The sequence below is a fragment of the Eubacterium sp. F2 genome (assembly GCF_046244355.1).
Lineage (GTDB): Bacteria > Bacillota > Clostridia > Peptostreptococcales > Anaerovoracaceae > Aminicella.
The window spans coordinates 704,068-725,806 of sequence record NZ_CP176393.1 but is presented as its reverse complement, the minus strand read 5'-3'; the positions used below and the strand labels follow the sequence as shown (position 1 = coordinate 725,806).

At 52.0% G+C, this 21,739-nt stretch carries 19 protein-coding genes; 10 read left to right on the top strand and 9 right to left on the bottom strand.

Features of this window, described 5'->3' with window-relative positions; translation table 11 throughout:
* Positions 1-44 precede the first annotated feature (44 nt).
* Together ACI77B_RS02910 and rnhA are read right to left on the bottom strand one after the other, a co-directional pair.
* Positions 45-1,157 (bottom strand): DMT family transporter, encoded by a 1,113-nt coding sequence (locus ACI77B_RS02910; RefSeq protein WP_409337290.1) that lies wholly within the window; start codon positions 1,155-1,157, stop codon positions 45-47.
* Positions 1,158-1,326: 169 nt separating this feature from the next.
* Entirely contained in the window at positions 1,327-1,878 is a 552-nt protein-coding gene (gene rnhA, locus ACI77B_RS02905; protein ID WP_409337289.1) for a ribonuclease HI, read from the bottom strand.
* 427 nt (positions 1,879-2,305) lie between these two features.
* Here rnhA and ACI77B_RS02900 point away from each other — a divergent pair, with 427 nt between their 5' ends.
* The 3 genes from ACI77B_RS02900 to cobI all read left to right on the top strand — a co-directional run bounded on the left by ACI77B_RS02900 (position 2,306) and on the right by cobI (position 4,969).
* Positions 2,306-3,106, top strand: a complete 801-nt coding sequence (locus ACI77B_RS02900) for an MBL fold metallo-hydrolase (RefSeq protein ID WP_409337288.1) — start codon at positions 2,306-2,308, stop codon at positions 3,104-3,106.
* A gap of 229 nt (positions 3,107-3,335) precedes the next feature.
* Positions 3,336-3,815, top strand: a complete 480-nt coding sequence (gene rlmH / locus ACI77B_RS02895) for a 23S rRNA (pseudouridine(1915)-N(3))-methyltransferase RlmH (protein ID WP_178264037.1) — start codon at positions 3,336-3,338, stop codon at positions 3,813-3,815.
* Positions 3,816-4,159: 344 nt separating this feature from the next.
* Positions 4,160-4,969 (top strand): precorrin-2 C(20)-methyltransferase, encoded by an 810-nt coding sequence (gene cobI / locus ACI77B_RS02890; protein ID WP_409337287.1) that lies wholly within the window; start codon positions 4,160-4,162, stop codon positions 4,967-4,969.
* A gap of 540 nt (positions 4,970-5,509) precedes the next feature.
* Here the strand turns inward: cobI and ACI77B_RS02885 are convergent.
* A complete protein-coding gene (locus ACI77B_RS02885) occupies positions 5,510-5,848 on the bottom strand; it encodes an ArsR/SmtB family transcription factor (protein ID WP_409337286.1) in 339 nt (112 codons plus the stop codon).
* 612 nt (positions 5,849-6,460) lie between these two features.
* Here ACI77B_RS02885 and ACI77B_RS02880 point away from each other — a divergent pair.
* On the top strand, positions 6,461-6,706 hold the full coding sequence (locus ACI77B_RS02880) for a hypothetical protein (protein WP_409337285.1): 246 nt from the start codon (positions 6,461-6,463) through the stop codon (positions 6,704-6,706).
* 570 nt (positions 6,707-7,276) lie between these two features.
* On the opposite strand, the gene ACI77B_RS02875 is transcribed toward ACI77B_RS02880, so the two are convergent.
* From ACI77B_RS02875 to ACI77B_RS02855, 5 genes are all read right to left on the bottom strand, one after another.
* Positions 7,277-8,920 carry a phosphomannomutase/phosphoglucomutase gene (locus ACI77B_RS02875; RefSeq protein WP_409337284.1) on the bottom strand — a complete coding sequence of 548 codons (1,644 nt, stop codon included), beginning with the start codon at positions 8,918-8,920 and terminating at the stop codon, positions 7,277-7,279.
* A gap of 14 nt (positions 8,921-8,934) precedes the next feature.
* Positions 8,935-9,489: a phosphoribosyltransferase family protein gene (locus ACI77B_RS02870; protein ID WP_409337283.1), complete on the bottom strand. Its 555-nt coding sequence runs from the start codon at positions 9,487-9,489 to the stop codon at positions 8,935-8,937.
* 108 nt (positions 9,490-9,597) lie between these two features.
* Positions 9,598-10,974 (bottom strand): NCS2 family permease, encoded by a 1,377-nt coding sequence (locus ACI77B_RS02865; protein WP_409337282.1) that lies wholly within the window; start codon positions 10,972-10,974, stop codon positions 9,598-9,600.
* 200 nt (positions 10,975-11,174) lie between these two features.
* Positions 11,175-12,158, bottom strand: a complete 984-nt coding sequence (locus tag ACI77B_RS02860; protein WP_409337281.1) for a DMT family transporter — start codon at positions 12,156-12,158, stop codon at positions 11,175-11,177.
* 382 nt (positions 12,159-12,540) lie between these two features.
* A complete protein-coding gene (locus tag ACI77B_RS02855; protein WP_409337280.1) occupies positions 12,541-13,473 on the bottom strand; it encodes a DMT family transporter in 933 nt (310 codons plus the stop codon).
* 299 nt (positions 13,474-13,772) lie between these two features.
* Between ACI77B_RS02855 and ACI77B_RS02850 the strand changes: the two genes are divergently transcribed.
* From ACI77B_RS02850 to ACI77B_RS02830, 5 genes are all read left to right on the top strand, one after another.
* On the top strand, positions 13,773-15,074 hold the full coding sequence (locus ACI77B_RS02850) for a nicotinate-nucleotide--dimethylbenzimidazole phosphoribosyltransferase (protein WP_409337279.1): 1,302 nt from the start codon (positions 13,773-13,775) through the stop codon (positions 15,072-15,074).
* Between the two features lie 154 nt (positions 15,075-15,228).
* Positions 15,229-15,759: a bifunctional adenosylcobinamide kinase/adenosylcobinamide-phosphate guanylyltransferase gene (locus tag ACI77B_RS02845; RefSeq protein WP_409337278.1), complete on the top strand. Its 531-nt coding sequence runs from the start codon at positions 15,229-15,231 to the stop codon at positions 15,757-15,759.
* Between the two features lie 139 nt (positions 15,760-15,898).
* Positions 15,899-17,035 (top strand): adenosylcobinamide-GDP ribazoletransferase, encoded by a 1,137-nt coding sequence (locus tag ACI77B_RS02840; RefSeq protein ID WP_409337277.1) that lies wholly within the window; start codon positions 15,899-15,901, stop codon positions 17,033-17,035.
* Between the two features lie 335 nt (positions 17,036-17,370).
* Positions 17,371-17,820 (top strand): bifunctional adenosylcobinamide kinase/adenosylcobinamide-phosphate guanylyltransferase, encoded by a 450-nt coding sequence (locus ACI77B_RS02835; RefSeq protein WP_409337276.1) that lies wholly within the window; start codon positions 17,371-17,373, stop codon positions 17,818-17,820.
* Positions 17,821-17,860: 40 nt separating this feature from the next.
* The gene (locus ACI77B_RS02830) at positions 17,861-18,685 is read left to right on the top strand and encodes a histidine phosphatase family protein (RefSeq protein WP_409337275.1); all 825 of its coding nucleotides are present in this window, start codon (positions 17,861-17,863) and stop codon (positions 18,683-18,685) included.
* A gap of 366 nt (positions 18,686-19,051) precedes the next feature.
* Here the strand turns inward: ACI77B_RS02830 and ACI77B_RS02825 are convergent, their stop codons facing one another.
* Positions 19,052-20,047: a biotin--[acetyl-CoA-carboxylase] ligase gene (locus ACI77B_RS02825; protein ID WP_409337274.1), complete on the bottom strand. Its 996-nt coding sequence runs from the start codon at positions 20,045-20,047 to the stop codon at positions 19,052-19,054.
* A 405-nt stretch (positions 20,048-20,452) separates the two neighbouring features.
* On the opposite strand from ACI77B_RS02825, the gene ACI77B_RS02820 reads away from it, so the two are divergent.
* Positions 20,453-21,724, top strand: a complete 1,272-nt coding sequence (locus tag ACI77B_RS02820) for an HlyC/CorC family transporter (protein ID WP_409337273.1) — start codon at positions 20,453-20,455, stop codon at positions 21,722-21,724.
* The last annotated feature ends 15 nt before the right edge of the window (positions 21,725-21,739 follow it).

Here is a 21,739-nt window from a genome sequence, read left to right as displayed (position 1 = left end):
AGTACAGAAATCTCGGCAGATGAGTACAAGGCTCCGGAAGCAGATTATTCCGCCATGTGTGACGACGCCTCTGCCCCTGCAGCACGTTTCGCGGCGGCTGCGCGGCGTCTTTCCTTCTGGTCGAATTCCTTTTTTTTCAGACGCTCTTTTCCTTCCAGCGCGCGCCCTTCCACTTCGCTGAGCGCATATTCTGCACGTACAGCCTCCTGATCCAGCCTGTCTGCGGATTTTCTTCCGGCAAGCATCGGAGGAAGGATATTCGACAGAGATCCGGCGAGAATGAAGCAGATTCCGATAATCTTGGTGGCCGGCATAGGGTCGCCAAGAATCAGGAAAGCCAGGATCGGTGCGAGGACCGGCTTAAAGAAGAATACCAGCGATACGGTATTGACGGAGACACTCTCCATGGCCAGGAAGTAGCAGGCATAGCCGATTCCGGTGACGCCGATGCAGACGAACAGGAATGCCGGAAGCGTATGCAGCGAATAACCCTGGAACATCGGGATTCTGCTGAACATGGTCAGTCCAAGTCCGTTAAACATATGCGCAACAGCCGGAATGTATGTCAGAAGAGACAGCGCAATCATTTCAATTCCGCCCGCCAGGAAAGACATGCAGGTATTGACCGTTCCGCCGAATTTCACCGTCGGCTTCTTTCCACCGACACCGTACAGCGCGAAGGTGACCGTTGCCAGCATCGTGAAGATAACCCCGGCGATACTGAGCTTCATGTGAAGAATGTTGATGACAAATAAAATTCCGACAAGATCGAGACCCAGTGACACGATATTGCGTCGGTAAATCGGCTCTCCCAGGAACATAAAGGCGAAAATCATAACGAAAATCGAGTTGCTGGAGAACAGAACTGCAACGACAGATGCCTGTGTATAGACGACAGACAGCTGATAAAGCGTCATGGAAATTGTGACACCGATCAGCCCAAGCATAGCAAACTGAACAAGGTCACTCTGTGTGATCTTAAGATGGTGCTTGTGCAGGTGGTGCAGAGCCATTGGCAGAAGAACGAGTCCTCCGATCAGGAATCTGGTGAAGGTCATCTGGACCGGATTGAACGCATTTCCCAGGCTCTTCAGCGCGATTTCCATGGAACTGAATAAGATGGTAGTAACGGCGATGTAGAAATAACCTTTTTTCAAGAAAAACACCCCTTAAAAAGTTTCCATGATTTAGTTGTCCGTGAGTTTGATGAGATTTTAACGATGTTTTCTTCACCAAACACACATATTTGCAACTATAACACTTTTTAAGAGGCTTGAAAAGAAGACTCCTGCGGTAATTGACGCTGAAAATTACTATTTTGGGGGCTTACCCGCGCAATTTCGCTTCATCTGTACCCATGTTCGCCAGCTCGTCAGCGCGGTTGTTCATTTTTGTCACATATTCAAAATCTTCAATCGTAAACCGCGCTCCATTCCAGCTCACGAATTTCTGGTACAGCTTATCTTTATTAATGGCCGGAGAGTCGATATTCACGTGTCCTTTTACGCGGAAAAACTGTACATTATGCTGGCGGACCAGCGAAAGCAGCTGCTTCCAGAGCTCCTGGTTCTCAACCGGTTTTTTCTGCGAAGTTTTCCAGCCGTTTTTCTCCCAGTTTTTATACCAGCCGTTCCGGAAGCAGTTCATCACATAAGAACTGTCAGAGAATACCTCGACATCAAGCCCTGTCCTCTTCAGTGCAGAAAAGGCCTGAATGACCGCCATCAGCTCCATGCGGTTGTTGGTCGTGTTTTTCTCCCCTCCATGCAGTTCCTTGCGGTGTTCCCCGAATTCCAGGATGGCGCCCCATCCCCCGAAATTCTTCTCGCTCTGGTTTCCTGAGCATGCTCCGTCTGTATACATTCTCAATGTGGTCATTGTTTCTGTCTCCTGTGTATGTTGAAGTTTGTATTTGTCAGTTTTGTTTCCGGTAATATGCTGCCGGACTCTATGTGCGCCGTGTTCTGCTTTCCGGGTAAAATTCGGCTGCAGTTTAATGCTTCTGTTCTGCAGGCTTTCTGTCTGCAGTTCTGCGTTTCGACTGCCGGTAACTGCTGCTGAACAGCCGTTTTTGTGCGTCGGCCTGTGTTCACTGTCGCGGGCATGAGCTGGCGGGCGGCGCGTTTCAGTGTCTCGGCCTCTTGCTGTCGCAGGCGGCAGGTGAATTTTGTCCATGGGCCCTATTATACCGTGTTTTCCGGAAGTTCGCAGGGGAATTTACGTGCATTGAGGGTGCGGCCGGGAAAATGTGGTATAATCCGAGTGTTGCTTAATATAAAAACGGAGAGAGGGGAATCGGAATTTTATGGGACTTGAGTTTTGCTCATTTGCAAGCGGCAGTTCGGGAAACTGCTATCTGGTGCGTTCGGACAGTACATCGCTGCTGGTGGATGTCGGGATTGCCGGGAAGCATATTCTGTCGGGGCTGAAAAAATGCGGTATGGAGGCGCCGGATGTGGATGGCATTCTGCTGACCCACGAGCACACGGATCACGTGAAAAGCATCCGTATGATGGGCCGCAAGGCGTCGAATGCGGAAATTTACTCTACGGCCGGGACTCTGGACTGTGTCCGGGATAAACTGCCGGAGGACCGCGCGACGGCCATTGACCGGAACCAGCATTTTACCGTTGGAAACATTGAAATTCAGGCATTCCCGATCTCACACGATGCGGCAGATCCGGTGGCCTACACCTTCCGCTGCGATGGCCGGATGCTGTCGATCATGACCGACACCGGAATCGTTACCGACGAGATGTTTCAGCACATCCAGCCGTCGGACACCGCTGTGCTGGAGGCCAATCATGAAGTGAACATCCTGCGTGTCGGGCCTTATCCCTACCCGCTGAAGCAGAGAATTCTGGGCGACCACGGCCATCTGTCGAACGAAACCGCCGGAAACACAGTCTGCAGGCTGCTGGAAGAGCATAAAAGCGATCACATGCCGAGAATCGTCCTTGCCCATCTCAGCCACCAGAACAACACTCCGGAGCAGGCCTTCCTGACCGTCCGGAACATCCTGTTCGAGGATGACTATTACGTCGGCAAGGATCTGAACCTTTCCGTGGCCAGACGGAGCGAGCCGACCCCGCTGCTGACCGTATAGCTCCGCGGACAAAAGCCAGCCGGCCAGAGGCCGACGCCCCTGAGAGCTGCAGAAGGCTGACGTCCTGAGAGTGGAGGGTGTTTACATGTGTATACTGAATACGTGCAAAAGAAAAAAGCTGACATTACAGCGTTACAGCAATTGAAACTGCCAATATGCGGGGCTGCGGTGCAGGTATATAAAATACAGGAAACTTTAACTTGAGTATATAAATATTTAATCATCAGCTATGAATATCACAGTAATCTGTATCGGAAAATTAAAAGAATCCTACTGGAGGGACGCGGTAAAGGAGTATTCCAAGCGGCTTGGAGGCTACTGCAGCCTGGATATTGTCGAACTGAAGGAGTCCAGGCTGGCGGCAAATCCCTCTCCCGCCGATGAACTCGCGGTAAAAGTAAAGGAAGGCGAAGAGATTCTCTCGCATATCCGTCCGTCGTCCTGGGTTGTGACGCTGGAAATCCAGGGAAAGAAGCTGTCTTCCGAGAAGCTGGCGGAAAAAATCGAGGACTGGAGTCTGGAAGGACGCAGCGATCTGGTGTTTGTGATTGGCGGAAGTCTGGGACTTTCACCGGATGTGAGCAAGAGAGCGGATTTCAAACTGTCATTTTCGGATATGACCTTCCCGCACCAGATGATGCGCGTAATTCTGCTGGAGCAGATCTACCGGAGCTTCAAGATTATCCGTCACGAACCCTATCACAAGTAGCTGGCCTAATGGTCACTGCGGTGAACAGCGCCCGGGGATGGAACAGCTGCCGGTTCTGGCGGGCTGACAGCAGGCGGCTGACAGATTTCTATTGCTATTCCGGGTGCTGCGATAGATAAAAGCTCGAAAAACTTCAGTAAAAGGGTATGAGAGTGTGAATTTCAGAGATACTCTGTTTCTTTGAGGCAAATAGTTTTCAGACCATTTAACATTATCGCAGCAGAAGGTCTGCAAAAAATAAAATAATCAAGATTTCGACGAACCCCAATAATACAATCTCAGATACAATGTAAAAACATAATTTTATTAGTATAAATATAGAAATACGCAGGGAGAAGAAGGAAATGAATCAGAAAATCTGCCCGGGAAGGCCGGAAATGGCTGAGGGTGAACAGAAAACTCGTGCTCTGGCAGCATCCGGGGCGGAAATAAGCAATGCCCTGACCGCCGCCGGGAAGCCGGTATTTTACGGGGTCAGCACGGGCCCAGGAGATCCGGAACTGATGACTCTGAAGGCTGTCTGCTGCATTGAGAAAGCAGAGGTGCTGGCCGTTCCGAGGACCATGAAAAAACATACCATGGCGCTGGACATTGCTGCACAGGCGGCGGATATTGAAGGAAAAGAGCTTCTGTATCTGGACTTTTCTATGAGCAGGGATCAGGAGCAGCGCGATCGCGAGCATCGTGAGAATGCGGAGAAAATCGTTTCCTGTCTGCAGAGCGGAAAAACCACGGCCATGCTTGCTATCGGCGATGTCAGTCTATACAGCACTTACGGCTATGTCCGCGGCGTGGTGCAGGAGGCCGGCTTTCCTGTGGAGACCGTGGCAGGAGTAAACAGTTTTTCCGCCGCGGCCGCCATTTCCGGCCGCATGCTGACGCAGCCTGACCAGCCGCTGATGATCATCCCAGAGCAGTACGATGACGTTGAAGAGGCCCTCCGCTTCCCGGGCACCAAAGTCGTGATGAAGCCAGGCCGCGACTCCGCGCTTTGGAAGGAGCAGCTGAAAAACACCGGGCTTCTGGACGACTCCGCAGTCGTGATCAACTGCGGCCTCCCCGATCAGGCCTGCTATGCGAAGGCCGCCGATGCGCCTGAGAAAACCGGCTACTTCACACTGGTGCTGGTCAACAGCGAAGAGAAAGCGAGATAGTTCCCATGAGCAGTCCATCACGGAATTAGCAGCCGCTCAGGGCCTGGCATAATGAATACGATATACTCATGTTTCGGGAATTTTGATCCGTCAGTTCCGGACAAAACACACCATCTTTCCACTGGGCAGCAGCAAGGAGACACCGCGTTGTGAATGATCTGACAGCGTGCTTATGCGCAGAGTAATTCCAAAGCGGTTTTTTATTGTCTTTCCGTCAGACGAAGAATATAAGCACCTGATGCGTCCGACATCATCAACCTGCTCCGATTTCCCATTTTTAAACCGGACTGATCTCAAAAAAATGCACTCCCGGACGACGTTTTTGCAGTTGAGAAATGATAAATTGCAGAATATTACGTCACAAATAATAATGGATGGATACTGCGGTACAATACGACTCCGGATAAAGACTGAATTAAGTGAAAACTATTGTGAAGATAAATCCTGCATCATCATTCACCGGCGTCGATCATCTGCTCGCTCAGCAGGATGAATGACAGGATGGAAAAAATAATGCAGGAATAATTCGTAAATACATACTTACTGTTTGACGATGGAAAATTTCTTGGATGCATCTAAGTAACGCATTAAAACGCCCATGTTCGCAAAGTAATAATTGAAGCGGTCGACCTTCTTTACTTCCACCAGGCCGGACTTCACAAGGCGTTTCATGTGCTGGGAAATGGTCGCCTGTGCGTAGTTAAATACACTGGTCAGGTCCTTGGTGCAGACGTTTTTCATTTTGCGGTTCTGCTGCATGATGTAGCGGAAGAGGAGCAGACGTACCGGATGCGCGAGTGCGTCCGAGACGCTGGTAATCAGTTCCAGGTCGATGCCGTCGAGCTGCAGATCATAGTCTTTGTTCTTGCGAATTCTCATAATATAGTTCTCCTGATTTACAAATACCGCATAATATGCGTGCGTATTAAAATTACATAATATGAATAAAAACAAAATAGCTGAACGTGGATCAACGCAACTGCAACGCAGAAGGTTCTGCTGCAGATGAAACCGGATAAGCGTATAGAACACTGGATGCCCGAATGCAGATCGGAAGCTTTTCATCTGCCATCTGTTTGCTGCTGAAGGATGTTCTGCTTCTTCCGATGTTTGCCCGGTGCTGTCTGTACAGGTTGAAAACGGGACGACTGTCCTGCCGGAATCTGACAGGTTCCGGCGAAGATCACCCGGAGAACAGTACAGCAGCTTCTATATATAGGGCCGGAATACAGATGCGGTTTCTATATCTGTATGATCGATGTATGCATTTGTATCCGTGCTTCATCGTACATTTACAATACACGTATCGCTTATTTACGTTCGCCGATATTTATCATACTACCGGGAAAAGAAATTTACAAGTAAAAAGCTTAATAGCGATATGCGATGCGGGTATGGGGGCGGTGGAAGATGCGCTCAGAACTTTGTCTGGGACTGCGCGAAAAGAATCAGGTTTTTGGTGCTGCATCGGGGGAATGATTCTCTTCATATATGCAGGGAATCATTCTGAAAGAAAAGCTGACGGCGCCAGAGCTTCGGATGGGAGGATATGAAAACACATATGCGAACCCTTATATCTTTTTGGCGGAAATGCGGATAAATATTCAGCATGGGAAAGTGATCTGGAAAAGTTTTTGGGGTGCCGGACAGAGAAAATTCGCCCACATTCAGCCTGAGGAAAACCGCTGCAAAGATTTTTGTTCTATTGAAATCGACTTGCTGCCGCGGCAAAAGTGAACCTGGCGATGCTGCTCCTGACTGCTGCGGAAGTTCCGGCCCGCTTCTGGAAAACGACTTTTCGGTCTTGAAATTTTGATGCCGATTCCGCCAGCCCGCAAGCCTCGCCAGGAAGAAATCCGGAGAAAAAATCGGGCATGCTGATCAGGCTGCCCTGCCCTTTTACTTGCGCAGTTCGGCGTTGTTTCCTGCTTTGTTTGTTCTTTGATAGAGATTAATTATGTAATATTCAGTGAATTGATATAGACTTTAAGTTTGTCCGGTGGGATTATATGTGATTTAAAATAGGAAAATAATTTCCATGTATTGTGCGCAGCAATGGCTGGATGGAGCGGATATGAATCGTGGTATGGGTTCTATATGCGTGCAGCGAAGCTGCATTAGTTGGTCATATGATAGGATAAAAAACATCCGGCTGAAATCTCGATTTGAGATATTCAGCCGGGTTGTTATACATAATCTCGGGTTAGGTCTGTGTGTCTGTGAAGTCCGAAATCCATGCCCATATGAAATTAAAAAGGAAAATAATTACCGTTAAAGCGGTTTCAATCTGCAGACGGTTTTCTCCACTTACTTCTCATTATGGATGAATGCGGTCAGCTTTCCTGTGTCCATTCCGGAGATATTCTCCAAGGCTTTGAAAAGTTCTGCGGCAATCTGTCTGCAGCCGCCCTTTTCCTCCGCTTCAATATTCAGCGGCATGATCGGATCGTGCAGAGACTTTCTCAGCAGGAACCAGCCCTGAACATTTCCGCTGAACTGGACGCGGACGCCTTCGTAATTCGGCTTGACCAGATGAATCTGAAGGCCGGAATTGCCGGCTGCGCCAGCGGCGGCGTCCTGCTCCTCTGCCCAGGCTTCTACGGCGCTCAGAATCGCACTGCCTGCGGCATTGTGATCTTCTTCTGTGATCGGCATGCGGATTTCCACAGCCTCTTCAGGCTCCTTCAGGTCGGCGATGACGGAAGAAATCTCTTTTCCTTCCCTCTTCAGCTGCGCCAGACGGATAATGATACGTGTCGCCAGATAAGCGCCATCATCCAGGAAATAATTCTCCTTATATGCTGCGTGGCCGGAAGTTTCGATGGCCAGCTGTGCATCAGTTCCTTCTGCATTCAGTTCCGCCGCCTTGTTAATAACGTTGCGGTATCCCCTCTTAAAACGGAGATGATGCAGTTTCAGGCGGTTTTCCAGATAATCGGTGAGTTCGTTGCTGGTGATGCTGTCCGTTACAACGGTTGTGCCCGGGTATTCGTCCGCGATCAGAGCCGCGGCCATGGCGACGATTCCATTGCGGTTGATCTCCCTTCCCTGCTCATCAACAGCGGAAGAGCGGTCTACGTCCGTGTCGAAAATGATGCCGAGATCGCAGTGATTCTTGTTTACGGCGTCCGTAATGGCTGCCATCGCTGCTTCATTTTCCGGGTTTGGAATATGGTTCGGAAATCTGCCGTCCGGTTCCAGGAACTGGCTGGCAGACGTATCCGCGCCCAGAGGCTGAAGAACTTTGCTGACATAGAATCCGCCCGCGCCGTTTCCGCAGTCAACGGCGATTTTCAGGCCGGAGAGAGGTTTTTCTCCCGGAACGGCCTTCTGGATCAGGCCGCGGAGATGCGCGGAATACAGGTCCATCAGGGCCGGCTGAGAGCCTTTTGAAGCAACAGCCTGATCTGCAGCGGATGGAGCGTCTGCAGCAGATGAGGCGGAGCCTGCATGTGGTCTGCCGGAAGATGCCCCTTCGCGGAGCGCTGCCGGTTTTTCGTTATTTTCGGCGGCAGTCAGGATCCTTGCAATGTCTTTTTTGTCGAGTCCTCCATCTTTACTGAAGAATTTCAGTCCGTTGCGGTTGAAGGGCAGGTGGCTTGCGGTGACCATGACCGCGCCGTCCGCGCTGATTTCCGGAAATACGGTGGACATGAACATGGCCGGTGTGGAAGCCAGGCCGCAGTCGATGGTGCGCGTGCCGAAAGCTTTCAGCCCGTCTGTGAAGGCCTGCAGCAGGGATTCGCCGGAGAGTCTCGGGTCGCGGCCGATGGTGATCATCAGGTCCTCCGGAGCCTTTCCCGTCTTCTGACAAAGCCAGACCAGGAAGCCCTGTGCGATCAAGGAGCAGGCCGCAGGGGTGAGGTTTACCGGTTCGCCTTCGACCCCGCCGATTGCCACGCCGCGGATGTCGCTTCCGTTCTGCAGTGCATGAAAGTTAATGTCTGACATATTGGATCTTCCTCCTAGTCAATCGGTGTACCGTCGGAATGGAAAAGCGGGAGTTTTTCCAGGAAGGTGATGTCTGTGCGGTCTGCAGAATCTCCCTCTGCGAGGACGGCCATTCTTCCGACGATGTTTCCGCCTGCCTGGTTGACCAATGCCTCCATGGAACGCAGGGATTCGCCGGTGCTGATGACGTCGTCTGCGATCAGGACGCGGCGGCCCCTGATCAGATTTACCTCGTGCTCGCCGATGCAGAGCGTCTGGATGTGGTCCGTGGTGATAGAGTTGACGTCTGTGGACATCACGTTGGTCATATAGAGCTTCGGCGCCTTGCGCATGACGACGTAGTCGGCAAAATTGCTCTGGCGTGACATTTCGTGTGCCAGCGGAATTCCCTTGGATTCTGCCGTGACGATGACGTCGAATTCCGGCGCCTTCTCCAGAAGAAGTCTGGCGGCGTCCACCGTGATCTCAGAGTCGCCGAACATAACGAATCCGGCGATGGACAGAGTGTCGCTGATCGGGCAGATCGGGAGCTGTCGTTTATGTCCTGCAATAGTCATTTCGTAATACATGTGAAAAATGCCTCCTTGTCAGTTTGAATTTTGTCCATAAAGACAGAAGCGGATTCCAGGGAAAATCCCTGAAATCCGGTAATTTCTGTATGCTATGAGTATGTGTGATTAAGCGGCCGGGGCCATAGCGAGCTTCACGGCGTACAGCGCGAAAAGCACGAATGAGATCCACATAACCGGCTTGACGTCCTTAGCCTTTCCTGTGATCACCTTCAGGATTACCCAGGAAATCATGCCCCACATAATTCCGCTCGCGATGGAAGAGGTGAACGGCATCATGATGATGGCGAGGAATGCGCCGACGGTGTCCGCGATGTCGTGGCTGAAGTCGACTTCTTTAATGTTCTGCAGCATCAGCAGGCCGACCCATACCAGTGCCGGTGTTGTGGCAAAGGATGGAATTGCAAGGAAAATCGGGCTGAAGAACAGCGAAATGAAGAAGAGAATCGCTGTGGTGACGGAAGTCAGTCCGGTACGTCCGCCGTTGGCTACACCTGCGGTAGACTCAACGAAAGAGGTTACTGTGGACGTTCCCATGATGGATCCGAATACAGTTCCGACTGCGTCAGCGAGCAGCGCTCCCTTGGCGTTCTGGAGGTTTCCGTTCTCGTCCAGAAGTCCCGCATTGTTTGCGACTCCGATCAGGGTTCCGACCGTGTCGAAGATGTCGACGAACAGGAAGGAGAAGGTGATGATCGCAAACTGGAGCAGGTTGTTTCCGGCCCAGGCAAAATCGAACTTCCAGATGTTGCCGTCCTTAGGAATCAGGCTGCTGAAGCTGAAGGACGGATACAGGGAATACATGTCCATCTTCGGGTTGACGACGTACCAGCCTGTGGCCTGCGCAATCATTCCCAGAACCCAGGTGATCAGGATGCCCAGGAGGATGTAGCCCTTGACGTTGAAATGGTAAAGAACAGCGACAATCAGAATTCCCAGAAGTGCAAGTGCAACCTGCGGAGTTCCCAGGGAGCCGAATTTGATCAGCGTGGACTTGTCTCCTGTGACGACACCGGCGTTCTTCAGACCGACGATGGCGATGAAGAGGCCGATTCCGGCAGTGATCGCGTGCTTCAGGTTGGACGGGATGTCATTAACCAGCTTCTCTCTGAAGTTCGTCAGAGACAGAAGGATGAAAATGATACCCTCAACAAATACTGCGGTCAGTGCGACCTGCCAGGCGTTGGTGACGCCGCTCTTGACGATTTCCGGGACAACCGTGTAGGCGAAGTAGGCGTTCAGTCCCATTCCGGAAGCCAGAGCAACCGGGTAATTGGCGAAGAAGGCCATGCAGAGTGTTGCGATTCCTGCAGATACGCAGGTCGCTGTAAAGATATACGTCGGGTTCATTCCGGCTGCAGACAGAATGCTCGGATTGACAGCGAGAATGTAGACCATTGCCAGGAATGTTGTCACTCCAGAGGCAATCTCCGTCTTCACATTCGTGCCGTGTTCCTGCAGCTTGAAAAGCTTTTCCATGAACATTGCTCCTTTTATTATCTCAAAGAATAGCGAATAAAGATGTAGGCCGCGTATGCCCTGCCGTATCGAATGTACATGGAGCAGTCCGTTCAGGGCCGCCATGTATGAACAGAAACACACGCGTGATAACGAATAAATCTATTATACACAATTCATCGGAAATATTGGGAAGAAAATAACGGAAAAGCGGAAAAGATGAATAATCAGGCTGCGCGGCGTTCGTTATCGTTCTCATTCTGTGAAGAGGCAGTTTCGTCTGCCTGACTGTATCCGCTGGAAACAGCAGTGTCGGCCGGTTTCTTTCCCGGAAGCTGTGATAAAACAACGGCTCCGAAGATCAGGGCGCATCCGGTAAATTCCAGCGGCGACAGCATTTCGTGAAGCAGCAGAATGCCAGTAACTGCAGAGAATACGGATTCCAGGCAGAGAATCAGAGAAGCTTCTGCTGCCGGGACATGTTTCTGTCCAAGGATTTCCAGTGTGTAGCCGACTCCGGTGGACATAATTCCGCCATAGGCGATCGCCTTCCAAGCGTGCAGAATGCTGGAAATCTGCGGATTTTCGAAGATGAACATGCAGATTATTCCCATCAGTCCGGAGATGATGAACTGAATGGAAGAAAGCTTGATTCCGTTACACTTTGGCGCATAGTGGCCGATCAGCATCAGCTGGAGGGCAAAGAACACGGCACAGAGGAGTGTCAGAATATCGCCTTTCTGGAAGGTCATCCGGCCGCCTTTCAGGGAAATCAGATACAGACCTGCAACGCTCAGCACGGCGCTGACCCAGATAACCGGGCGGATTTTCTTTCCGATCAGGACGGAGAAAATCGGAATGAGCACAGCATATAAAGAGGTGATGAAACCGGATTTAGAAGCCGAAGTATAGGCGACACCGAACTGCTGAAGGCTGGATGCAAGAAAATGTGTCAGTCCGCAGAGAAATCCGCCGATCAGCAGAACCTTCCATTCTGCGCGCCGGTCTTCCCTGCTCTTCTGTGCCTCGCCGATGTCCGCGCGGCTGGCAAGAATAATCAGCGGAATCAGGATCAGGCCTCCGAGCAGAGTACGAATTCCGTTATAGGTGAAGGCACCGATCGCGCCGCCCATCTTCTGCGCGACAAAGGCAGAACCCCAGATAAATGCCGTGATAAAGAGCAGAATCGTACTTTGTGTCCGTTTGGTCATTGCGTCCTCCTTCTACGTAACCCAGGCGTCCTAACTGAAGCAGCAGCTGTTCCCTGGTTCATACTGAAGTACACTATACACCATTTGCGGCAGTCATGGAAGAAAATTTACGGTTATTTTTTACATTTAATATAAATTTGATGTTCATAAATCATATGCCTTGTAATATCAACGAAAAACAGGCTGTATATTTAGGATTTAGTGCAATTTATCGCTTTAAAATGCTAAAATTTTAAAGCGGTAAATTGCATACAGATGGAACAAATTACCCAGCTGCTTTAACGTGATGAATCGAAAAAGTGATGAGGCAGTCGTGCGGAAGGTTCTGGCAGTGCTGGGGTTTTCCTGTCTGAATGCAGCAGGTATCCGTGCATCACGGCCCCTACCTCTTCCTCAGCAGCGCCGCCGGCTTTTTCACCATTCCCTCTGGCAGCTGGGACAGAATCACGGCGCCGAAAATCAGCGCGCATCCCAGGTATTCGCGCGGTGACAGCAGTTCGTGAAGCAGCAGTGTGCTGGTCAGGGCGCTGAAGACGGCTTCGAGGCAGAGAATCAGCGAAGCTTCGGTGGCCGGCGTGTGTTTCTGGCCGATGATCTGCAGGGTGTAGGCGATTCCCGTTGAAAATACACCGCCGTAGACGATCGGGAACCAGTAATGCAGAATGGCGGCGACATGCGGCGTTTCAAAGATAAACATGCTGATTATGCCAAGTGTGCCGGAGAGCAGGAATTGTACACATGACATCTTGACCCCATTGCATTTTGGCGAGAAGTGGTCAATCACCATAATCTGGAAGGCGAAGAAGAGCGCGCAGAGCAGCACCAGCAGATCGCCGAACTGGAGCGTGAAATGCCCGCCTTTCATGGAAATCAGGTACAGCCCCGTTACGCTGACCACGCAGCTGACCCAGACCAGTGGACGGATGCGCTTTCCGAGGAATACGGAAATCAGCGGCACCAGAATTGCGTAAAGAGAGGTAATAAATCCGGCTTTACTTGCGGTAGTATGTTCGATTCCCATCTGCTGAAGTGTAGATGCGATGAAATGCATCAGCCCGCAGAGAATTCCGCCGGTCAGCACTACCTTCCACTGCACTTTGCGTTCCTCTTTCGATGCGTTCTGCCAGCCGGAATCCGCGCGATCGGAGAGAATGACGGCCGGAATGAGCACCAGCCCGCCCAGCAGTGTGCGGACACCGTTGTAGGTAAACGGCCCCAGCGCCCCGCCGACCTTCTGCGCCACGAACGCCGAGCCCCAGATAAAGGCCGTCAGGAAGAGAATGAGATTGCTTTGTGTGCGTTTGCTGATTTTCATGAAACTTGCCACCTGTATTTTGTCAATTGAGAAAATATATTCTGTGATGCAGCTGCCATTGGAAATATAAATGCATAATTCTGTGATGCATTTTCACGCCCCTCGACAAAAGCCAATGCGCAAGGGGTTACCATTAATTCTTGCAGCGGCTGCATAAATCACAGTGAAAATAATTGTACCAGATAACAAAATACTCTGCAATCCCGCTGATTGGTATTCTTCTGAGATTCTGATAAAATGGATAGAACCTGAGTAATCATTAAAAACATCATACATAATCAACACAGGAGTAAAGGAAAATGAGTCAGGAATCAGAATTGGGAGAACTGCGGAACAAGGTGCTGGAAACGCTGCGGCGCATCCGGCCTCTGGATGAAGACGCCATGGAGGCTGCGCGGGAACGTGAGCAGTCGCTGGCCAAGGTTCCGGGAAGTCTCGGGCGGCTGGAAGATATTGCTGTTCAGGTTGCCGGAATTACTGGAAGACCACAGGGAAATCCTTTGAGAAAACAGGCGGTTCTGCTGATGTCGGCGGATCATGGGGTCACGGCGGAGGGCGTTGCGTCTGCGCCGCAGACGGTCACCACCTGCCAGACCGTCAATTTTACAAGGCGGATCACCGGAATCGGAGCGCTGGCCAGGTATTTTGATATTGATCTTCTGGTGACGGATCTGGGAATGCGCATCCCTGCCCCGCCGGAGTTTTACACGGATCGGATGCTGACGGAGGACGGTGAAATGACCAGAAAAATCGTCGACCGCAGACTCGCCGCGGGGACAAAAGATCTTCTGAAGGAGCCGGTCATGAATGAAAAGCAGGTATTGCAGGCGGTTCTTACGGGAATGGAAGCGGCGGACGCGGCAGCTTCCGCAGGAATCCAGCTCCTCGGCGTCGGTGAGATGGGAATTGGAAACACCACGCCGTCCTCTGCCCTGCTCTGCAGCCTGACGGGAATGCCGGCAGAAGAGCTGGTCGGCCGCGGCGGAGGCCTGAATGATGAAGGCCTGAAGCGTAAAATTCAGGTTGTCAGTGATGCGGTGAAGCGCTGCATGGCAGATGCCGGGCACGGACTGCAGGATTTCCTTTCGCAGGTGAAAGGAAAAGACGTGAATGTTCCGGTTTTGACCGTGCCGGCTGACCGGGAGCAGATCCTGGAATTCCGCGCCGATGCCGGTTTGGAGCTTCTCCGGCAGCTCGGAGGTTTTGAGATTGCCGCGATGGCGGGCGCTTATCTGTCTGCCGCCGCCCACCGGATTCCGACGGTTGTCGACGGTTTTATTTCGGCGGCGGCAGCGCTTGCGGCCTGTGAAATTGCGCCGGAAACGGCAAAATATCTGTTTGCGTCGCACTGCTCCACAGAGCCGGGATATCAGGCGGCGGTTTCGGCAATGGGTCTGTATCCTTCCCTGGACCTGCAGATGCGCCTGGGCGAAGGCAGCGGCTGTCCTTTGATGTTTAAGGTCATGGAAGCTGCCTGTGCGTCAATGGACCTGATGGGAACGCTGGCAGAAGGCCAGATTGACAGCGGATATCTGGATGAAATGACGAAGCACGATTATACAGGCGGAGCGGAAAGTCAGGCAGGCAGCGGGCGTGAGTAAATCTGCCGGAAAAACTGAAACTGGTGAGCGGGCAGATGGCGGGAGGATCCGGAACAGGACCGGACGAAATATCTGCTGCTGTACGGCCGCGTCAGCCCGGCGTGATCCCCTGAACGGGTAAATTTTGTCCCAAAAGAAAGAATATGGAGGCAGCATGCATTATTTCATCAGCGGTGGCGCAAAAAGCGGGAAATCGATGAGGGCGCAGCTCATTGCGCGGGAAATGGCGGAGAAAAAGCATGTTCCAATGTATTATCTGGCGGTGATGGACCCGCAGGATGAGGAGGATCTGGAACGGATCCGCGGTCACCGGAAGGCGCGTGAAGGCTGGGGATTTCAGACGCTGGAGGAGTCTTATCATGTGCCGGATGTGCTGGAAAATGCGGATGCGGACGGTGTGTTTCTGCTGGACAGTGTGACGGCGCTTCTGGCGAATGTGATGTTCCGGGGCGGAAGAATCAGCCGGAAGGCCGGGGATGAGGTGCTGGAGCAGCTTCTGGAGTTTGCGGACCGGACGGAGAATACGATTTTTGTGTCGGATAATGTGTTTTCCGATGCGGCGGTGTATGATCCGGTGACGGAGGACTACCGGCGGGCGCTTGGGAAGATTGGAATCGCTTTGGCAAAGCGGTGCGAGGTGGTTGAAGAGGTTTCGGCCGGGATCGTGAAGTGCTGGAAGGGCTGATTTTATAGGCGTCTGCGAGGCGCCGCATCCGGAAATAGAATGGGATCGCGCAATACTGCGGTACACCGGATAGTAATATTTCAGAGGTTAAAAATAAGCTTATTAAAGAAAGTAATAGAAATAGACAGGAATTTTCAATATGGATGAACAGAATAACGAGCAGAAGAATAAGAAGAACCTCACGGCGCTGTTTATGGCCTGGGGAAATTTTACGGTGATCCCCTGCCCTTACAAGCACTGGGACAGCCGGCTGAACCACAGGATGCTGATGTTTCTGCCGGTGATCGGCGCGGTGATCGGAATCGTATGGGCCGCCTGCCTGACCCTGCTCCGGTGGATCGGCCTGCCTTCCCTGCTTCTGGCGGCGGCGGCAGAATTTCTCCTTTTCCGCCTCTGCGGCTATATGCATCTGGACGGGTTTATGGACGTCAGCGATGCGGTGATGTCGCGCAGGCCGCTGGAAGAACGGCAGAAGATTCTGAAAGACTCACGAGTCGGTGCCTTTGCGGTGATCTGCCTGGTATTCCTGCTGCTGGTGTGGTTTGCGGCTTCGTTCAGCATCTTCTCTGCCCTGCAGCGGGCGGTGACAGACAGTCTGGATATTCAGAACGCGGCCTCCCTCCTTCCCTTTTTCCTGTTTTTGATTCCGGTGTTCAGCCGTGCCTGCGGCGGCCGGATGGTTCTGGCCTATCAGCCGATTAAAAGCAGCCAGTATGTCCAGGGAAACACGGATCCGGAAAAGAGAAAGTACAGAATCGGCATTTATTTTCTGGTCCTCGTGCTGATGATTGTATTCTGCATACTCCTGTGCGCGCTGGCCGTTCACAGACAGGCGCTGTTTGGTGCTTATCCGTATCTGCGGGCATCTGAGCTCCGCCGGGGCGTGCGCCCTTCCTATGCAAGTTACGCGGCCATGCATATTTCCGCATCAACGGCGGCCATGCTGCATGGATTCGGAAAGATCTGGGCCGGAACGAAGACTCTGTTTCCCCACTCTGCATCAATGATCTTGTCCGCAGGCGGGCTGAATATGGCGGATAAATTTTTGTATCAGGGAATCGCGGAAGCCTTCGGCAGTTTATCCATAAAAATCGGGCTTGTACCTTGCGGACTGATTTTTGCCGCCGTGATGCTCGCGGTCATGTGGACGGCCGGCTGGCTCGCCTGCCGCCACGCGCGCAGACAGCTGGGCGGAATGAACGGTGACATCGCGGGATACACCATCTGCATCAGTGAACTGGCGGGAATTCTCCTGCTAGCCTTCCTCTATATGTAGGGACAAAATTTAATGCGCAAGAGGCCGAGCTGGCGGCCCGGCTTCTGTGAATCCCTGTGGATCTGCCGCGTTCTGCTGAAACGACGTGTCAGACTGTGATGGTCTGCAGATATGTGTGCCATGAACGGCTGTGGATGGATGGCGGTCAATGCCCCGGTCTGTCGCAGATACCGCCGGACCGGTCACAGACAGTTCCCCGGCCGCAGACATGTCATAGATATAGAAATTTCATGAAACAATTTAACGCTGTAATGTGTTAAAGCAAACAAATAAATCCAGAATATTTCATGTAAAAACACTGGAAAAGCCTGTAAAAATAAGATTTTGGAGGAAAAATGATCCTAATTTTCGGCGGCACGTACCAAGGCAAAAAAGAATATGTTATAAGTAGATACAAGATAACGGATGCTCAGATCTATAACTGCGAAAACCCCGACAATTACAGGGATTCATGCATTGCCGGCGGCGCCGGAGAGCTGAGGGACGCGGCCGGATCGTTTCCTGCGGCTGATCACCTGGAAGCTTGGATTCTGCGGGAAATCCGGGAAAAACGGAATCCTGAGAAGGAGCTTCAGGCGGTGCTGGACAGCGGCTGCCTGGACGATCAGATCGTGATCTGCGCGGACATCACGCAGGGCGTTGTGCCGATTGACGCGGACATGCGGAAGTGGCGGGATCAGACAGGAAAATGCCTGCAGCTTCTGGCGTCCCGGGCGGATGAGGTGGTCCGGGTCTTCTGCGGCCTTGCGGAAACGGTGAAATCCTGCGGAAATCAGGGGCGCTGAGCATCAGAGAGATGAATGAAGTGTGTACGGGAGGGAGAATATGCAGTCGGAGATTGTATTGCTGAGGCATGGAATTACAGAAGGAAATCAGAAGCACTGGTTTTATGGCGGAATCGATATCCCGCTGACGGATGAAGGCGTGCAGCAGCTGAAAGCCCTGCGCGGACGCGGGGTGTATCCGGCTCTTCCGGTCTGCACACAGGTATTCACAACTGGACTTCAGCGCACGGATCAGACCCTGCAGGCAGTGTACGGCGATCTGCCGCACGGAACAATCCGCGAACTGCAGGAATACCGGTTTGGAAAATTTGAAGGACATTCCTTCCAGGAACTGCAGAATGATCCGGAGTTCATGGAATGGGTAAACGATACAACTTATGAAAAACATCTGGAAGGCGGCGATTCCAGAGGAAGTTTCACGCGGCGGGTCCTGACCGGAGGCGACATTCTTATGTCCAAGCATGAAGGATTCTGTGAGAAATTGGCCCGCGAAGCCAGCGCAAAGTCTGCCAGCGGCCCGAACGGCACAGCCGGAATCCGGAAAACGGAAACAAGGCTGCAGGATGGTCTGGAAGAAAGCGGGGAAGACGGCAGTCTTCCGCAGGTTCTGCTTCCGAAAGACATGCCGAAAAAGAAAGAACCGCCGGTGCTTCACGGCCCTGCAACCCTTGCCGTCTGTCACGGCGGCGTCATTTCCCAGCTGATGAGGAGCTGGTTTGAGCGCCCGGATGATGAAATCTGGGAGTGGGTTCCGGCGCCGGGACTCGGATACGTCGTCCGCCTGGAAGACGGGGAGCCGCTGAATTATGAGATGTTCGGCGCGGCGGAGACCCTGGACCAGGGAATCATGGAAGAAGATAAATAAGTAAGTATGCAGCGGCCGCTGCCTCAGGGATTAAGAATTCATCCGGGGCGGCGGTCGTTTTGGTTTTTGCTTGTACGGTCTGCACTCGTAATTGTATATCTGTAACGAAAACTTTGCTATATTTAAAGTTTAGGGTATTGATAACGAAAACTTTACGGAACCAGAAGTTTAGGGTATGAATAAACAACGATTGAAAATATCGTCTTTCTGGAACTGATGCGCCGGGGATACGATGTGGCTGTGGGAAAAATCGATAATATTGATGGAATTAACATTGTCAGGCTGATTGACTTCCTTACTGAGTAAAAAAGGCACGCCGCACAGCCTTGCTTCTTTATGATTACTGTGCAGCGCGCCTTTTCGCTGTCACGTTCTCGGCACGTTTTCCTGGTCATGCAGGCGGATGGAGATTTCCCCGGTACGCAGAACTTCGCGGTTTCCGGCGTTTTCACCATCCAGGTACTCCACCAGCAGTCCGCCGTCATCTTCGATGGCCAGCGCCCTTGCCGGGATTTCCTTATCGCTGCTCAGCGGGTGAACGTAAATCTGCTCGCCCAGGATGAAGCAGCGGCGGCGGTATTCCGTCAGGAAGGAGCGGTCTTCCACGTCGTTCATAATGCTGCAGACCTGATTGATGAGTTCCGCGGCCAGGGCGCTGCGGCTGAAAGCGCCGGCGTGATCGGCCAGTGAGCCGGCTTTATGTGCGATTTCCGGCGGAAAACTGCCCGGGAAGCAGTTGATCCCGATGCCGATGATCAGCCGGTCGATAACGCCGGTTTCCATGTTTGTCTGCGCTTCCGTGAGGATGCCGCAGACCTTTTTTCTGTTGTAATAGATGTCGTTAACCCATTTGATATTCGTTTCTATGCCGACGACCTTTTCCACCGCGCGGCAGACGGCTACGGCTGCAGCCATGGTGACAAAGGGTGAATGGGCAATAGAGAAAGACGGTTTCATGCCGAAGCTGATGTAAATGCCGACGCCTCCCGGAGATTCAAATTTTCTGCCCAGGCGTCCGCGTCCTCCGGTCTGGCGGTTGGCGATGATGACAACCGGGCGGTCTCCCCAGTCTCCGGCTTTCACCAGGTCGTTGGTGGAGCTGACAGTGTCTTTTACGATGACATCAATATCAGCGTGCACATCTTTTTCAACGGCTTCCTGGGTCAGCTGATCCGGAAGAGCCGTCAGGCAGTAGCCGGCCTTGGTACGGCTTTCAATCGGATAGCCCTCCTCTTTTAAATGGGAGACGGCTTTCCAGACGGCGTTTCGGGAAACGCCCAGAAGATCGGCGGCCTGCTGGCCGCTGACTGCTTTTCCTATATTTTTTTTCAATAAATCAAGTAAATCGCTTTTGGTCGACATAATTCTTCCTCTTTACATATTCTTGATCGGTAGTTTTCAGTTATCGGGTATAATGGACACACTGCGCGGCAGGCGGGTGTTTCCTTGCAATCGCGGATTTTCAAGGGCCCGCAGGGCCAAAAAGTAATCCGCGGTGGGTTTTGTCCGGATGAAGCCGGAACAAAAATGTATCCACGGCTGCTGCGGAGGCTGCCCGCACTGTTTTCAGTATACCACGATTGCGTGGGACACGGGCGGAAAAACCGCATGATCTCAAGCGGTAAGGAAGGTGTAGAGTTTTTGAAGAAGCGTATTTCTTCTTTCATTTCTATGCGGTGTATGATAGTATATCTGAATGATGGCCTTTTGTTGTCAGCATGTTATTCACAATGCTGAAGGGCTGTCGTCTGGGGAGGGATGGAGTTTATGGAATCCCATCAAATGGGAATATATATTGTAGTCATTATTCTGCTGGTACTGATATCGGCATGCTTCTCTGCGGCGGAGACGGCGTTTACGTCGGCGAATAAGATCAGGCTGAAGAATATGGCTTCGGACGGAAATAAACGGGCGGAACGCGCGCTGAAACTGATCAACCGCTATGATGATCTGCTGTCCACGATTCTGGTGGGCAATAATATCGCGAACATTACCAATACTGCGGTTGCGACGGTCTTCTTCGTGGGTGTGTTCGGTTCTTACGGCGCGACGATTTCCACGATTGTGATGACGGTCATCGTTCTGGTCTTCGGTGAAGTAACGCCGAAGACTCTGGCGAAGGAGTTTCCGGAATCGCTGTCGATGTTCTTCGCCTCGCTGTTTCATGCGCTGGTGCTGATTTTCACGCCGGTCAACTGGCTGTTCCGGGAATGGAAGAAGCTGCTGCTTCATCTTATTAAAGGTGAGACGGACCGCGGAATCACAGAGGATGAGCTGATTACCATCGTGGAAGAGGCGGAGACGGAAGGAAGTCTTGAATCCGACCAGAGCGAACTGATTCAGAATGCGATTGAATTTAATGAGCTGGAGGCCTGGGATGTGCTGACGCCGCGTGTGGACATCGAGGCGCTGGATGTGGAAATGACGGAGGAAGAGGTCAATGACGTTTTCCGGAAGACCGGATTTTCCAAGCTTCCTGTCTATGAGGACGATCTGGATAAGATTCTGGGCGTGCTCAGCCAGAAGGATTTTCACAATTACGTGTATCATAAACCGAAGACGATTTCCGACTATATCAAGCCGGTGGTTTTCGTGGCGGGCTCAATCAAGGCATTCGCGCTGCTTCAACGCATGCAGCACGATAAGAGCAAAATTGCGATTGTCGTGGACGAGTACGGTGGTACGACCGGACTGGTCACGATGGAAGATATAATAGAAGAGCTGGTCGGAGAAATCTACGATGAGCGCGAGGATGTCGGGGCCAGAGACATTACGCCGCTGCAGGACGGAAGTTACCGCGTCCTGGGACTGGCAAACGTCGAGAAGGTCTTCGACTATTTTGATGAAGATATTGACTTTGACGAGACAACGGTGAACGGATGGGTGGTCCGTCAGATTGACCGCCTGCCGAAAACCGGCGACACGTTCTCGTATGAAACAAATAAACAGATATTTACCGGACGGGTTACCAAGGCGGACAGCCGCAAGGCGATTGAAGTCAACCTGCGCGTGACCCCAAAGCCGGATGAAGAGGATTAGAAAAGGAGGACTCAG